Here is a 13,359-nt window from a genome sequence, read left to right as displayed (position 1 = left end):
TCAATCGCCCTGACACAGGGCTGCCAGCGCTTCACGCGTCGGCACCGCCGGCATGCGCGCGGCAAGATCACCCAGCAGATCGATGGCCAGATCGCCATCCGCTTCCTGCATGCGCATGCAACGCGGTTCGTTGCCGCGACCATCGATCTGGATACTGGCGATCGCCTTGGCGACGCGCGGATCGCGCGGTGTCAGCATCAATGTCCAGCGCTGCGCACTACCATCATGACGAATGGCGAATGCTTGATCCAGCCGCGAGGCATCGCCGCCAAGCAAGGCAACGAAACTATCCAGCAACACCTGAAGTTGCGGCGCACGATTCAACGTGAAACTGCGTGGCTTGCGTCCTTCGCGCTGTTGCGTGACTTCGCCGTCAGCGATGGTGGCCACTTCTTTGGCCGGGCGTTCCACGCGGCGCTCCAGCCGGTCGCCGCCCAGCCAGCTCAACTCGCCAGAGGAGACGCGCGGCTGCTCCAGTATCTTCATGAAACGCGCTTCCGCGAAGACCGTGCGCGCCGGCGCCGGACGGCCCAGCGAAGCGATCAGCGACTGCGCCGCGGCATCGTTTTCAGTTGCCGATGCGCTCGCCAGCCACGGCAGGCTCAGGCCGAACAGGAGCGTGAAGATCTTGCTGCCAGAAGTCATAGAAGTTGAACCAGTTGTAGGGGGCGACGTGGATGTAATGCTCCACGCGCTGGGCATAACGGCCAATGACCGCGTCCAGCGCTGGCGCGCGATCATGGCGCGGGATATCCACACGCTCGGCAAACGGCTCGAAGATCAGACGATAGCGGTTACCGCCGAGGTACAAGCCAAAACACAGCACCACCGGCACCTGCAGCGTATGCGCGAGCAACCAGGGACCTACCGGAAACGGCGCCGGCTGACCAAGCAGCTCGGCACGGCGCAGCACTTCGTGCTCGCGGCCGCGATCGGCGAGCAGGGCCACCATCGCGCCCTGCGCACAGGCTTCGGCCATCTGCAGCACCATGGTGGCGCCATCTTTCGAAGCGTCGATCACCTTGTCGCCAATGCCGGGGGCCAGCGCCTCCAGCAACTCCGTGAGTGCCGGTGTTTTCTGTTTGTCGAGCAGTACACGCAGCGATACATCCGGCTGACGCGATGCGAGTGCGCGCAGCGCTTCGAAACTGCCCTGATGCGAGCCAAACAGCAACACACCCCGGCCTTGTTCGATGCGCTCGACCAGCAGCTCCAGCCCTTCGGTTTCGATCTGGAAATCCCGCTCGCCGTGCGCCAGCAGAAACACGCGATCCAGCATCGTCGCCGCAAAGCAGTGAATGTGCTTCATCACTTGCCAGGTGGTGACCGGGCGCGGCAGCACTTTTTCCAGATATTGCCGCGATGCTTCTCGCTCCGGTTTGCGGCGCAAAAAAAAGTACAGCGTGATCGGATACAGGAACAACCGACCGAAACGCCGACCGCCGTACAACCCGATACTGCGGATCAGCCACAGCGCAAAACGTCCGCCGCCTTCCGGCCGGCTTTGCCAGTGCGCGCTCATGGATCGCTACCTTCCACGATGCCGCGCGCGAGCAAGATCTCACCACGACGGATTTCAAAGCGAACGCGCGTACCGTTGTCGGTCAGGCTCAACTCAGCCTGTTCGGCCGGTAGCAAGGGCGCGACGAACTTGGCCTCCACCACCCGCGCCAGACGCTGGTTACGCCAGGCACGCAACGCCAGCGCGACCTGTTCCAGCAACATAACGCCAGGTACCAGCGGATACCCGGGGAAATGCCCGGGCAGGCTTGGGTGATCGGGGGCGACGCGGAATACGGTGCGGTAGGCCGACGCGCTCATGGCGCGGCTACCCGCGCAAGACGGCGAAACAACCGGACGATGCCAACGATACAGGGCATCGTGTCAGGGCTCAGGCCGAGGTTCGGTACTGTTCGACGTGGTCGGATAGCGCGCGCAGGCTGGCAAAGATGCGGCCGTTATCCGGATTGTCGGAACGCAGTTGGAAACCGTAGCGCTTGGACACGGCCAATGCGATCTCCAGGGCGTCGATCGAATCCAGGCCCAGATCGCCACCAAACAGGGGAGCTTCCGGATCGATCTGCTCGGGCGTGACCGCTTCCAGGTTGAGGCTCTCCACGATCAGGGTCGCCAGTTCATGTTGTGCCGCGGTCTGCTCTGCCATGCTCGTTCCGTACTGCCAAAACATGCCTCCCCCCGGTCGGCACAGGGCGTGGAGTGTAACATAGCGACCCACTTTCCCTGGGCTACGGTGCATGACTCACGGTTCAGAAAGTGCGCTATCCGTCTCGCCACGGCGACGCGCACCGCAAGTGTCTTATCGCAACGCGGCGTCCCCCGACGTCCTGAACGAACCCGGCACGCTTGCCGTGTTCGGCTTTGGTGCCGGCGTGCCGGCACACGACGATCCGCGCTGGATGGCCATCGCGCTTGAATGCCTCGACGCCCCGGCGCCGCTGGAGGTCTGGCAAGTCGAAGGCCAGGTCACACACGGGAGCGAAGGCGACCTGCGCTGGTCAGCCGGCGACGGCTGGCTGTTCGCCGCCATTGAACTCGACGAACGCGCCCACGGCGGGCCACGCGATACCGCCGAACTGGCCTACCGCCAATTGCGCGAGTTCGTCGACCGGCGTCCGGAACGGCATGTACAGCGCATCTGGAATTACCTGGGCGCCATCAACCAGGGCGAGGGCGACGGCGAGCGCTACAAGCTGTTCTGCGATGGTCGCGCGGCTGGCATGGGCCACTTCTTCAACGAAGGTTTCCCTGCCGCCACCGCCATCGGCCACCATACCGACGCACACACCTTGCAGATCTATCTGCTGGCCTGCGACCGGCCGGGCGTGCGCGTGGAAAATCCGCGACAGGTCAGCGCCTGGCGCTACCCGCGCCAATACGGCCGTACGCCACCGAGCTTCGCCCGCGCGATGTCTTTGCCATCGCAAGATGTATTGGCCATCTCCGGTACGGCTGCCGTCGTCGGCCACAGCTCGGCGCACGAAGACGATCTGGATGCGCAGCTGGATGAAACCCTGGCCAACCTCGAAGCACTGCTGGCGAGCGCCGGCATGCCCGCCGGTTTCGACACGCGCTCACCACTGAAGGCCTATGTAAGGCACGCCATCGACGCGCCACGCGTGCTCGATTTCCTGCAGACCCATCTGCCCGGCGTGCCCGTGCTGATGCTGCATGGCGATGTATGCCGTAGCGAATTGCTGGTCGAGATCGACGGCTGGCGTTACGCGTAAGACAGAAACGAGGGCGGCGATCTACCCGTGCTGCCGCGCTCGTTTCTCACGCGCGACCTTCGTTACTTCTTCTCAGGCCGGTGCCAGCCATGCAAGGTCGCCTGGCGACCGCGCGCGATGGTCAGCTCACCGGGAGGCGCATCCTTGGTGATTACCGAGCCCGCACCAATGGTGGCCTGCGCGCCGATGCGCACCGGCGCCACCAGCGCGCTGTTGGAGCCGATAAAGGCGCCATCGTCGATCAGCGTGACACTCTTGTTCACACCATCGTAGTTGCAGGTAATCGTGCCGGCACCGATGTTGACCTTGCTGCCAACCACGGTATCGCCGAGATAGCTGAGATGGTTGGCCTTGCTGCCTTCGCCCAGCCGCGCTTTCTTGGTCTCGACGAAGTTGCCGATGTGCACACCAGCCGCCAATTCGGTGCCGGGACGCAGACGCGCGAACGGGCCGATGATGCAGGGACCGTGGGTGACCACGCCCTCCAGATCGCAGTGCGACTGCACGACGGTGCCAGCAGCGAGCTTCACATTCTTCAGGCGCGTGAAAGCGCCAATGCGTACGTCTTCACCTAGTTCCACGTCGCCTTCGAGAATGACATTCACGTCAATCTCCACATCGCGCGCCGCAGTCACCATGCCGCGCACATCGATGCGCGCCGGATCGGCGATGCGCACACCTTCCAGCGCCAGTGCCTGCGCCGCACGCTGACGGAATACCGCCTCGAGCTCGGCAAGCTGCCAGGGGTTGTTCGCGCCGGCAGCTTCCATCGCATCATCGGATTCGACGTTTCGCGCGGCGCGGCTTTCCTCCGCCGCCATCGCGAAGATATCGGTGAGGTAGTACTCGCCCTGCGCATTGTTACGGTCGAGCTTGCTGGTCCACCGCTTCAGCGCATCGGCCTCGGCAGCGACGATGCCGGTGTTGATCAGGTTGATCGCGCGCTGGCTATCGTCAGCGTCCTTCTCCTCAACCACGGCGCGCACCAGGCCGTTGCCATCGCGCAGCACACGGCCGTAACCCTTGGGATCGGGCACGCGGGTCGTGAGCAGGGCCAGCGACCCTTCCGTGCTCACCAGACGCTTCAAGGTCTCCGCGCGAGTCAGCGGCACATCACCGTAAAGCACCAGTACGGCGACACCGTCGGGCACGTTGCTCAGCGCCTGCGCCACGGCATGCCCGGTGCCGAGGCGTTCCATCTGCAAGACCCAGCGCAAATCCGCCTGCCCGTCGAACGCCGCCAGTACCTGGTCACCGCAATGGCCGTAAACCACGTGGATCGCCTCGGGCTGCAGCGCCCTCGCAGCGGTCAGCACATGCTCCAGCAGCGGGCGCCCGGCCAAAGGCATCAACACCTTGGCCTTCTTGGACTTCATGCGTTTACCCTCGCCGGCGGCAAGGACAATGACGTGCAGGGGCTTATTCTTCATGGCGATATCGGCGGCTTACGTCAGCGGCGGAGCATAGCAGTCCAGCGGCTGGCTCAATGAACACCAGCCGGCGGGGTATCACTGGTTGATACCTCAGCCCGGCCCGCATGGCATTCGAAACGGAATGCGTAGGTGAGGCTGAAAGGGCGGCTTTTGCTGTCGACCACGTGGCTTTCGCCGTTGGCGTCAGCTGCCCAGTGAGTGATCTGGAGCGGACTGAAGTCCCACTGCCGTGCAGCGACGCGAACAGCATCGATATACAAGTGACGCTCGGCATCGGCGGTGACTTCGTCGACCACGCGAACATCGTCGACCTTGCCTTCCTGATTGACGACCAGCAGGGCTTGAACCTCTACCGGACTTGGGCAGCTCGCCAGCAGCGACGGTGGATAGACCGGCGCAACGCGATGAAAGGGCACGGCGCCGCTGGAGACGTCGCCCATGGCCAGCTCATAGCGCCGAGTGCTTTCCGGCTGCACCATGTGCCACGTCGCGTCTCCGGCTGCGGGAGGTGGCCGGGTCTCTTGCTTGGTCGTAGCACAGGCGACCAGCAACAGGCCGCATAGGCCCGGACACACCACGGTACACATCCTTGCCATACGCCCTGCTCTTCTGAGGAACGATGGACGCAAAGATGCCCAAGCAAAAACGCCGGCACAAGGCCGGCGTTTCTGGATCCTGCAGTCCGCCGAGGCGGAAAGGAATCAGTGCTTGAGGTTCTTGCGCAGACGCTCAAGCGCCTGCAGCTGGGTCAGCGCTTCAGCCAGCTTGGCCTGTGCCTCGGCGATTTCCATCGCGTCGGTGCGGTTGGCCAGAGCGTCCTCGGCTTCCTGCTTGGCGCGCTGGGCGGCAGCCTCATCCAGATCGGAGGCGCGCGCAGCGGTATCAGCCAGCACAGTCACGACCTGCGGCTGCACTTCCAGAATGCCGCCGGACACCCAGAACTGCTGGCGCTCGCCGTTCGGCAGCACCACGTCGACATGGCCCGGCTTCAGGCGGGTGATCAGCGGAGCGTGGCGGGGCGCAATGCCCAGCTCGCCCATTTCGCCGGTGGCGACGACCATGGCTGCCTCGCCGTGGAAAATCTCGGCTTCAGCACTGACGATGTCGACACGTAGGGTATGGCTCATGCGCTTTTACTCTTTAAAGCAAGTGAGGGAGTGAGGAGGTGATCAATAAACGGCTCTCGCCGGCCTGTTCACCTCCCTACCGCTCTTAGGCTGCCTTCTTGGCCGCCATGTCCTCGGCCTTCTTGATGGCCTCATCGATGCCACCGACCATGTAGAACGCCTGCTCCGGCAGATGGTCCACGTCGCCGTCCACGATCATCTTGAAGCCGCGGATGGTTTCCTTCAACGACACGTACTTGCCCGGCGAACCAGTGAACACTTCCGCCACGTGGAACGGCTGCGAGAAGAAGCGCTCGCACTTACGCGCGCGGGCCACAGCCTGCTTGTCTTCTTCGCTCAGCTCGTCCATGCCGAGAATGGCGATGATGTCCTTCAGCTCCTTGTAGCGCTGCAGCGTGCCCTGCACCTTGCGCGCCACTTCGTAGTGCTCCACGCCGATCACGTTCGGATCGAGCTGGCGGCTGGTGGAATCCAGCGGATCCACGGCCGGGTAGATACCCAGCGAAGCGATGTTACGGCTCAGCACCACGGTCGCGTCCAAGTGGGCGAAGGTGGTGGCCGGCGACGGGTCGGTCAGGTCGTCCGCGGGCACGTAAACGGCCTGGATCGAGGTGATCGAACCGGTCTTGGTCGAGGTGATGCGCTCCTGCAGCACGCCCATTTCCTCGGCCAGCGTAGGCTGGTAACCCACGGCCGACGGCATACGGCCGAGCAGCGCCGACACTTCGGTACCGGCCAGCGTGTAGCGGTAGATGTTGTCGACGAACAGCAGCACGTCCTTGCCCTTGCCGCTGGCGTCCTTCTCGTCGCGGAAGTACTCGGCCATGGTCAGGCCGGTCAGCGCCACGCGCAGACGGTTGCCCGGCGGCTCGTTCATCTGGCCGTACACCATCGCGACCTTGTCGAGAACGTTGGAGTCCTTCATCTCGTGATAGAAGTCGTTACCTTCACGAGTACGCTCACCCACGCCGGCGAACACGGACAGACCCGAGTGCGCCTTCGCGATGTTGTTGATGAGCTCCATCATGTTCACGGTCTTGCCCACGCCGGCGCCGCCGAACAGGCCGACCTTGCCGCCCTTGGCGAACGGGCAGACCAGGTCGATCACCTTGATGCCGGTTTCCAGCAGGTCATTCGCAGCAGCCTGGTCGTCATAGCTCGGCGCTTCGCGGTGGATGACCCAATGGTCCTTGGTGTCGATCGGACCGGCTTCGTCGATCGGGTTGCCGAGCACGTCCATGATGCGGCCGAGGGTGGCCTTGCCGACCGGCACCTTGATGCCTTCGCCGGTGTTGCGGGCCACGAGGCCACGCTTCAGGCCGTCGGTGGAGCCGAGCGCGATCGTACGCACGATGCCGTCACCCAGGACCTGCTGGACTTCCAGCGTGATCTCGGTGCCGTCGATCTTCAGCGCGTCGTAAACCTGCGGCACCTGATCGCGTGCGAACTCAACGTCGATAACCGCGCCGATGATCTGTACAACTTTGCCCTGGCTCATGGATGTGCTCCGGATGGATCTTTAAGTGTTTGTTTTACTCGCGCCCAATCACGGTCGCGTGCTTTTAGTGAACAGTGCAGCCATGGATGGCTGCTTTTTGATCTTCGCGATCAGGGACGATCGCACTTACACTGCCGCCGCGCCGCCGACGATTTCCGAGATTTCCTGGGTAATCGCAGCCTGGCGCGCCTTGTTGTAGACCAGCGTCAGTTCGCCGATCACCTTGTTGGCGTTGTCGGACGCGCTCTTCATCGCCACCATGCGCGCGGCATGTTCGCTGGCGAGGTTTTCCAGCACGCCCTGGTACACCACGGACTCGATATAGCGACCAAGCACGTGCTCCAGCACCGTCGCTGCGTCCGGCTCGTAGATGTAGTCCCAGTCGTGGGTCTGTTCCAGCTTCAAGCCAGCCACTGGCCAACTCGGTGTCGCGGAGTCCTTGCCGCCTTCGGCAGCTTCCAGCTCGGCAGCCACCAGCGGCAACGGCAACAGCGCCTCGATCGACGGCTTCTGCGTCATGGTGTTGACGAAGTCGTTGTAGGCAAGGAACACGCGATCCAGCTTGCCGGCCGTATAGGCATCCAGCGCAACCTTGATCACGCCGATCAGCTGCTCGACCTTCGGCTTCTCACCGAGATGGGTGATGCTGCCGATCAGGTTGACGCCCTTGATGCGGCGGAAGAACTGCACGGCCTTCTGGCCGATCGCCACCACGTCGACTTCAACGCCCTTGTCCTGCCATTCGCGAATGGCGGGAAGCAGGCGACGGAACATATTCGAGTTCAGACCACCGCACAGGCCACGGTCAGTGGAAACCACCAGGTAACCGACGCGCGCGACGGGTTCGCGCTGCACCAGGAACGGATGGCTGAAGTCGGTGCTGGCCTGGGCGACGTGCGCGATCACCTTGCGCATCTGGCGTGCGTACGGACGCGACGCCTTCATCAGATCCTGCGCCTTGCGGATCTTCGAGGCCGAGACCATTTCGAGCGCGCGCGTCACCTTGCGCATGTTCTGCGTGCTCTTGATCTTGGTTTTGATTTCGCGTCCGCTTGCCACGTTTGCCTCAACCTGTTGGGTTTGTGCGATCCCGGCTCAACGGCCGGAGTGCTGTGCGGCCATTCAAAGCGAACGGCCGCACACCCTGTACTTGCTTACCAGCTGCCGGTCTTCTTGTACTCGTCCAGGGACGACTTGAAGACGGCTTCGATATCGTTGTTCCAGTCACCGGTGGCGACGATCTTCTTCATCAGGTCGCCGTGGTTCTGGTGCATGAAGGCGTGCAGACCCTTCTCGAATGGCAGTACCTTGTTGACCGGCAGGTCGTCCAGGTAGCCCTTCTCGGCGGCGTACACCGACAGCGCGAGCTCGGCGATGGACAGCGGCGCGTACTGCTTCTGCTTCATCAGCTCAGTCACGCGCTGGCCGCGATCCAGCTGGGCGCGGGTGGCCGGGTCGAGGTCCGAGGCGAACTGTGCGAACGCAGCCAGCTCACGGAACTGGGCCAGGGCCAGCTTCACGCCGCCGGACAGCTTCTTGACGATCTTGGTCTGGGCGGCACCGCCCACGCGCGACACCGAGATACCGGCGTTCACGGCCGGACGGATACCAGCGTTGAACAGGTCGGTCTCGAGGAAGATCTGGCCGTCGGTGATCGAAATCACGTTGGTCGGCACGAACGCGGACACGTCGCCGGCCTGGGTCTCGATGATCGGCAGCGCGGTCAGCGAACCGGTCTTGCCCTTCACTTCGCCGTTGGTGAACTTCTCGACGTACTCCTCGGACACGCGGGAAGCGCGCTCGAGCAGACGGGAGTGGAGATAGAACACGTCGCCCGGGTAAGCCTCACGGCCCGGCGGGCGCTTCAGCAGCAGCGAGATCTGGCGGTAGGCCACAGCCTGTTTAGACAGATCGTCATAGATGATCAGCGCGTCCTGACCACGGTCGCGGAAGTACTCGCCCATGGCGCAGCCGGAGTACGGCGCGATGTACTGCAGCGCAGCCGACTCGGAAGCCGAAGCCACCACGATGATGGTGTTGGCGAGCGCGCCGTGCTCTTCGAGCTTGCGCACCACGTTGGCGATCGACGAGCGCTTCTGGCCGATGGCGACGTAGATGCACTTAATGCCGGAATCTTTCTGGTTGATGATCGCGTCGATGGCCAGTGCGGTCTTGCCGGTCTGGCGGTCACCGATGATCAGCTCGCGCTGACCACGGCCGATCGGGATCATCGAGTCGACGGACTTGTAACCGGTCTGCACCGGCTCATCGACCGACTTACGCCAGATCACGCCCGGCGCGACCTTTTCGATCGGCGAGCTGAGCTTGGCGCCGAGCGGACCCTTGCCATCGATCGGGTTGCCGAGCGCGTCGACGACGCGACCGAGCAGCTCCGGACCCACCGGCACTTCGAGGATGCGGCCGGTGGTCTTGGCCGTGTCGCCTTCGCGCAGATGCTGGTATTCGCCCAGCACCACGGCGCCGACCGAATCGCGCTCGAGGTTCAGCGCCAACGCGTAGGCGTTGCCCGGCAGCTCGATCATTTCGCCCTGCATCACGTCGGCCAGACCGTGGATGCGCACGATGCCGTCGGAAACGCTGATGATCGTGCCTTCGTTACGAGCCTCCGCGCCGAGCTTGAACTGCTCGATGCGGCTCTTGATCAGTTCGCTGATCTCAGACGGATTAAGAGTGATGCTGGACATGGTCGTTATCCTGAGATTTTGAATTTATGCCGTCAGCGCGCTGGACAAGCGCGCCAGGCGGCCACGGACGGAGCCGTCGATCACTTCGCTGCCGGTGTCGATCACCACGCCGCCGAGCAGCGAGGCATCGACCTGGGTTTCCAGTTCGATCTCGCGCTTGAAGCGACGCTTCAGCGAGGTCTTCAGCTGCTCGGCCTGCGCGGCGTCCAGAGCCATCGCACTGGTCACCTTGACCAGCAGCTGCGACTCGGACTCACGCTTGTAGGTTTCGAACAGGTCGGCCACTTCCGGCAGCAGCGCCATACGGCGGTGCTCGGCCAGCTCGCCCAGGAACTTCGCGAATGGCGTGTCGCTGCCCATGCCCTGCGGCAAGTGCAGCGCAACCAGCTGCGAAGCCAGCACGCGCGGATCGTTGCCGAGGCCGGCGACGCGGGGATCCTTCGCCACCGTGGCGGCAAAGGCCAGCGCCTGCGACCACGCAGCCAGCGCACCGGACGCATGCGCCAGCTCGAAAGCGGCGCGTGCATACGGACGGGCGAGAGTGATTGCCTGGGCCATGGCTTAGATCTCGGCGGCGAGCTGGTCGAGCATGGCCTTGTGGGCCGAAGCGTCGACTTCGCGCTGCACGATCTTCTCGGCGCCCTGCACCGCAAGACGACCGACCCAGCCGCGCAGTTCTTCACGCGCGCGCTGCTGCATGCTGACGATCTCGTCGGCAGCGCCAGCCTTCAGGCGGGCGGCTTCGGCCAACGCATCCTCGCGGGCCTTGTCCACGATCTGATTGGCCTGCTGCTGAGCACGCTCGATGATCTCGGCGGCCTGCTGACGAGCCTGCTTGATCTCGACGGCCACCTTGGCGTCGGCATCCTTCAGTTCGGCGCGCGCCTTCTCGGCGGCGGCCAGACCATCGGCAACCTTCTTCTGACGCTCTTCGATCGCGGCATTGAGCTGCGGCCAGATGAACTTGGTGGTGAACCAGACCAGGATGGCGAACGACACCATTTGGCCCAGGAAAGTCAGATTGATATCCATGAGCTTTCCAATTAACTCCGGTAACGCGTTAAACCGCCGATCGCCGCAGCAACTTCTGATTGCTGCGGCGACTCACTTCGCGTCGATCAGCCGCCAGCGGCGGTCTTGAGCGCCGCGATCAGCGGGTTCGAGAACGCGAACAGCAGTGCAACGGCCAGACCGATAATGAACGCAGCGTCGATCAGACCGGCGAGCAGGAACATACGGCCCTGCAGCAGCGGAACCAGTTCCGGCTGACGAGCGGCGGACTCGAGGAACTTGGAACCCATGATGGCGATACCCAAGCAAGCGCCCAGAGCGCCGAGGCCGATGATGATGCCGATGGCAATGGCGGTCAGGCCCTGCACGTGTGCGATGAGTTCCATGGTGTTCTCCTGTAAATCGGTAACGGGTTAGTTAGTACAAAAGAAGATGAAGCAAAAACAGAACGAAACGAAAAAGCTTTAGTGGTGTTCACGCGCGGTGGCGATGTAGACGATCGTCAACATCATGAAAATGAACGCCTGCAGCAGGATGATCAGGATGTGGAAGATCGCCCATGCGGTGTTGAACAGCACACCCGGCAGGAAGCTCAACCAGCTCGCGAACAGACCCGCGATCAGCATGAACACCAACTCGCCGCCGTACATGTTGCCGAACAGTCGCATCGCGAGCGACACCGGCTTAGACAGGTATTCGACGACATTGAGCAGGAAATTGAACGGCACCAGGATCGCAACCACGATCGGGTTGTGCGCATGGAACGGCGCGGTCATCAGCTCTTTGCCGAAACCCAGGCCGCCCTTGGCCTTGATGCCATGGCCGATCACGATGAAGAACACAGCCAGCGCCAGACCCACCGTCGTGTTGATATCGGCGGTCGGCACCCAGCGGAAGAAGGTGTGGTGCGCGGTTTCCGCACCAGCGACGGTCTTCACGCCCCAGCCCGGCGCATCGAGCGGCAGCAGATCCATCGCGTTGAGGAACACCACCCACATGAAGATCGACAGCGCCAGCGGCGTCACCGTGCGGCGGTCACCGTGGAACGTGTCCTTCACCTGGGTATCGACGAACTCGACGATCAGCTCGACCAGGGCCTGCCCCTTGGACGGTACGCCCGAGGTCGCCTTGCGCGACTTGAGCCAGAACCACAGGCAGAACAATGCACCCAGCGCAAACGCCACCACGACCGAATCGAGGTTCAGTTTCATGAAGTTGCTGTCACCAAAACTCACCACATTGTGGTGAAGGTGATGCTGGATATATTCGGTTAGACCGCCCTGCGGCTCACTTGCCATGTCTCAACCCTTGAATCTGAACGCCAGCAGATTTATTGCGTACGCAGCCACCAGCCCCGTAATAGCGGCCAGTGGCGGCAGTTTGTATTGACCCAGGATCATGATCAGCCCCCCGCCGATTACGATCCATTTCAAGACCATGCCCGACAACATGTGCCCCACGGTCATGCCGCCACCACCCAGGCCCGAGAACGTACGCGCCGCAAGCAGCGCAGTACCCAGCGCCACGATGGTGGCACCCGCAGAGGCCGCGATTGCGTCGCGAACCCCCTGCGTCAGGAAGGCGAGGCCAACGAGCGCCGCCATCAGCAGCTGCAGCAAGACAATGCGCAGCGCAAGACGACGTCCGGAGGCAAGACTGTTGAGCACGTGAGGTCCCCGCGCGGCTTCGCACTAGGCGGCACCGATCCAGCTGCGGGCCACGGTCCAATCCCAAAAAGTATATCAGCGAGGCATTTAGAGCGACAAGCCGCGCGTCCTGCGACAACTTGTCCTGCCCAGCTCACAGACAAGAAAAAGGCCGGACTGGGAACCAGTCCGGCCTTGGGCGTCGCTGAGGGAGAGCGACGTTGAAGCGCTTACTTGGCGGCAGCAGCCTTCTTGACCGCGGCAACCGGGGCGGCAACGGCGTCGTTGGCGGCCTGCTGCTGCTCCTGCGCGAGCGCATTGAGCGACTCGGCGGTCTTCTGCGTCACGGCAATGATTTCCTGGGTCACGGCCACGGCGCGCTCGGCGTTCTCACGGCTCAGCGCGGTGCCCTTTTCCCACAGGCTGCGCAGACCGTCGACGTCACGGGCCTCGAACGCTTCGGTGATGAAATCGGCAGTGACTTGCGAGTGCTTCTCGAGCGCCTTGATCTGCAGCTCGGCGACCTTCTCCAGACCCTTGAGGGCCACCGACTGTGCCTTGAAGGCGCTGTCGGTCAGTTGCTTGGCGTAGGCAAAAACCTGGGCATTAAATTGCTGAGTCATAGCTGGCTCCCTCGGCGGGAATTGGGGTAGTGGAGCAAGCCTAGCAAGACTTTTTGTGCGGTGCAATA

General features: G+C 63.0%; 17 protein-coding genes. 1 reads left to right on the top strand and 16 read right to left on the bottom strand.

Annotated features, from left to right (window positions below; genetic code table 11):
- The 4 genes from ISS97_RS03125 to ISS97_RS03110 all read right to left on the bottom strand — a co-directional run bounded on the left by ISS97_RS03125 (position 1) and on the right by ISS97_RS03110 (position 2,164).
- Positions 1 to 645 (bottom strand): LolA-related protein, encoded by a 645-nt coding sequence (locus ISS97_RS03125; RefSeq protein ID WP_379984893.1) that lies wholly within the window; start codon positions 643 to 645, stop codon positions 1 to 3.
- A complete protein-coding gene (locus tag ISS97_RS03120) occupies positions 569 to 1,522 on the bottom strand; it encodes an LpxL/LpxP family acyltransferase (protein WP_379984892.1) in 954 nt (317 codons plus the stop codon). Before ISS97_RS03120 ends, ISS97_RS03125 begins: the two co-directional genes overlap by 77 nt.
- On the bottom strand, positions 1,519 to 1,821 hold the full coding sequence (locus tag ISS97_RS03115) for a hydroxymyristoyl-ACP dehydratase (RefSeq protein WP_379984891.1): 303 nt from the start codon (positions 1,819 to 1,821) through the stop codon (positions 1,519 to 1,521). The genes ISS97_RS03120 and ISS97_RS03115 overlap by 4 nt, the downstream gene beginning before the upstream one ends.
- 70 nt (positions 1,822 to 1,891) lie before the next feature.
- On the bottom strand, positions 1,892 to 2,164 hold the full coding sequence (locus tag ISS97_RS03110) for a phosphopantetheine-binding protein (protein WP_379984890.1): 273 nt from the start codon (positions 2,162 to 2,164) through the stop codon (positions 1,892 to 1,894).
- Between the two features lie 148 nt (positions 2,165 to 2,312).
- Between ISS97_RS03110 and ISS97_RS03105 the strand changes: the two genes are divergently transcribed.
- A complete protein-coding gene (locus tag ISS97_RS03105) occupies positions 2,313 to 3,248 on the top strand; it encodes a chorismate transformation enzyme, FkbO/Hyg5 family (protein ID WP_449757857.1) in 936 nt (311 codons plus the stop codon).
- Positions 3,249 to 3,310: 62 nt separating this feature from the next.
- Here the strand turns inward: ISS97_RS03105 and glmU are convergent, their stop codons facing one another.
- From glmU to ISS97_RS03045, 12 genes are all read right to left on the bottom strand, one after another.
- Complete coding sequence (gene glmU / locus ISS97_RS03100; protein WP_379984888.1) at positions 3,311 to 4,678, bottom strand: bifunctional UDP-N-acetylglucosamine diphosphorylase/glucosamine-1-phosphate N-acetyltransferase GlmU; 1,368 nt, start codon at positions 4,676 to 4,678, stop codon at positions 3,311 to 3,313.
- Between the two features lie 53 nt (positions 4,679 to 4,731).
- Positions 4,732 to 5,259 carry a hypothetical protein gene (locus ISS97_RS03095; RefSeq protein ID WP_379984887.1) on the bottom strand — a complete coding sequence of 176 codons (528 nt, stop codon included), beginning with the start codon at positions 5,257 to 5,259 and terminating at the stop codon, positions 4,732 to 4,734.
- A 123-nt stretch (positions 5,260 to 5,382) separates the two neighbouring features.
- Positions 5,383 to 5,808 carry a F0F1 ATP synthase subunit epsilon gene (locus ISS97_RS03090; protein WP_379984886.1) on the bottom strand — a complete coding sequence of 142 codons (426 nt, stop codon included), beginning with the start codon at positions 5,806 to 5,808 and terminating at the stop codon, positions 5,383 to 5,385.
- An 85-nt stretch (positions 5,809 to 5,893) separates the two neighbouring features.
- Positions 5,894 to 7,306 carry a F0F1 ATP synthase subunit beta gene (gene atpD, locus ISS97_RS03085; protein ID WP_379984885.1) on the bottom strand — a complete coding sequence of 471 codons (1,413 nt, stop codon included), beginning with the start codon at positions 7,304 to 7,306 and terminating at the stop codon, positions 5,894 to 5,896.
- A gap of 126 nt (positions 7,307 to 7,432) precedes the next feature.
- Positions 7,433 to 8,365 (bottom strand): F0F1 ATP synthase subunit gamma, encoded by a 933-nt coding sequence (atpG, locus tag ISS97_RS03080; protein ID WP_379984884.1) that lies wholly within the window; start codon positions 8,363 to 8,365, stop codon positions 7,433 to 7,435.
- Positions 8,366 to 8,460: 95 nt separating this feature from the next.
- On the bottom strand, positions 8,461 to 10,011 hold the full coding sequence (gene atpA / locus ISS97_RS03075; RefSeq protein ID WP_379984883.1) for a F0F1 ATP synthase subunit alpha: 1,551 nt from the start codon (positions 10,009 to 10,011) through the stop codon (positions 8,461 to 8,463).
- Between the two features lie 24 nt (positions 10,012 to 10,035).
- Complete coding sequence (locus tag ISS97_RS03070; protein WP_379984882.1) at positions 10,036 to 10,569, bottom strand: F0F1 ATP synthase subunit delta; 534 nt, start codon at positions 10,567 to 10,569, stop codon at positions 10,036 to 10,038.
- A gap of 3 nt (positions 10,570 to 10,572) precedes the next feature.
- Complete coding sequence (locus tag ISS97_RS03065; RefSeq protein ID WP_379984881.1) at positions 10,573 to 11,043, bottom strand: F0F1 ATP synthase subunit B; 471 nt, start codon at positions 11,041 to 11,043, stop codon at positions 10,573 to 10,575.
- Between the two features lie 86 nt (positions 11,044 to 11,129).
- Positions 11,130 to 11,408: a F0F1 ATP synthase subunit C gene (gene atpE / locus ISS97_RS03060; protein WP_090449621.1), complete on the bottom strand. Its 279-nt coding sequence runs from the start codon at positions 11,406 to 11,408 to the stop codon at positions 11,130 to 11,132.
- A 78-nt stretch (positions 11,409 to 11,486) separates the two neighbouring features.
- On the bottom strand, positions 11,487 to 12,320 hold the full coding sequence (gene atpB, locus ISS97_RS03055) for a F0F1 ATP synthase subunit A (protein WP_379984880.1): 834 nt from the start codon (positions 12,318 to 12,320) through the stop codon (positions 11,487 to 11,489).
- 3 nt (positions 12,321 to 12,323) lie between these two features.
- Positions 12,324 to 12,689, bottom strand: a complete 366-nt coding sequence (locus ISS97_RS03050; RefSeq protein WP_379984879.1) for a hypothetical protein — start codon at positions 12,687 to 12,689, stop codon at positions 12,324 to 12,326.
- Between the two features lie 209 nt (positions 12,690 to 12,898).
- Positions 12,899 to 13,291 carry a phasin family protein gene (locus ISS97_RS03045; protein WP_379984878.1) on the bottom strand — a complete coding sequence of 131 codons (393 nt, stop codon included), beginning with the start codon at positions 13,289 to 13,291 and terminating at the stop codon, positions 12,899 to 12,901.
- Positions 13,292 to 13,359: the final 68 nt, after the last annotated feature.

Origin of the sequence: Dyella koreensis, assembly GCF_044904565.1 — a bacterium.
In the GTDB taxonomy this organism is placed as follows: Bacteria; Pseudomonadota; Gammaproteobacteria; order Xanthomonadales; family Rhodanobacteraceae; genus Dyella_D; species Dyella_D koreensis.
The sequence above is the reverse complement of the archived record's forward strand: the minus strand, read 5'-3'. Positions and strand labels throughout refer to the sequence as shown.

What these genes read in the sequence shown, in the direction of transcription:
- ISS97_RS03125 (WP_379984893.1), bottom strand. Translation starts at nt 645, where the DNA reads ATGACTTCTGGCAGCAAGATCTTCACGCTCCTGTTCGGCCTGAGCCTG.
- ISS97_RS03120 (WP_379984892.1), bottom strand. Translation starts at nt 1,522, where the DNA reads ATGAGCGCGCACTGGCAAAGCCGGCCGGAAGGCGGCGGACGTTTTGCG.
- ISS97_RS03115 (WP_379984891.1), bottom strand. Translation starts at nt 1,821, where the DNA reads ATGAGCGCGTCGGCCTACCGCACCGTATTCCGCGTCGCCCCCGATCAC.
- ISS97_RS03110 (WP_379984890.1), bottom strand. Translation starts at nt 2,164, where the DNA reads ATGGCAGAGCAGACCGCGGCACAACATGAACTGGCGACCCTGATCGTG.
- glmU (WP_379984888.1), bottom strand. Translation starts at nt 4,678, where the DNA reads ATGAAGAATAAGCCCCTGCACGTCATTGTCCTTGCCGCCGGCGAGGGT.
- ISS97_RS03090 (WP_379984886.1), bottom strand. Translation starts at nt 5,808, where the DNA reads ATGAGCCATACCCTACGTGTCGACATCGTCAGTGCTGAAGCCGAGATT.
- atpD (WP_379984885.1), bottom strand. Translation starts at nt 7,306, where the DNA reads ATGAGCCAGGGCAAAGTTGTACAGATCATCGGCGCGGTTATCGACGTT.
- atpA (WP_379984883.1), bottom strand. Translation starts at nt 10,011, where the DNA reads ATGTCCAGCATCACTCTTAATCCGTCTGAGATCAGCGAACTGATCAAG.
- ISS97_RS03070 (WP_379984882.1), bottom strand. Translation starts at nt 10,569, where the DNA reads ATGGCCCAGGCAATCACTCTCGCCCGTCCGTATGCACGCGCCGCTTTC.
- ISS97_RS03065 (WP_379984881.1), bottom strand. Translation starts at nt 11,043, where the DNA reads ATGGATATCAATCTGACTTTCCTGGGCCAAATGGTGTCGTTCGCCATC.
- atpE (WP_090449621.1), bottom strand. Translation starts at nt 11,408, where the DNA reads ATGGAACTCATCGCACACGTGCAGGGCCTGACCGCCATTGCCATCGGC.
- atpB (WP_379984880.1), bottom strand. Translation starts at nt 12,320, where the DNA reads ATGGCAAGTGAGCCGCAGGGCGGTCTAACCGAATATATCCAGCATCAC.
- ISS97_RS03045 (WP_379984878.1), bottom strand. Translation starts at nt 13,291, where the DNA reads ATGACTCAGCAATTTAATGCCCAGGTTTTTGCCTACGCCAAGCAACTG.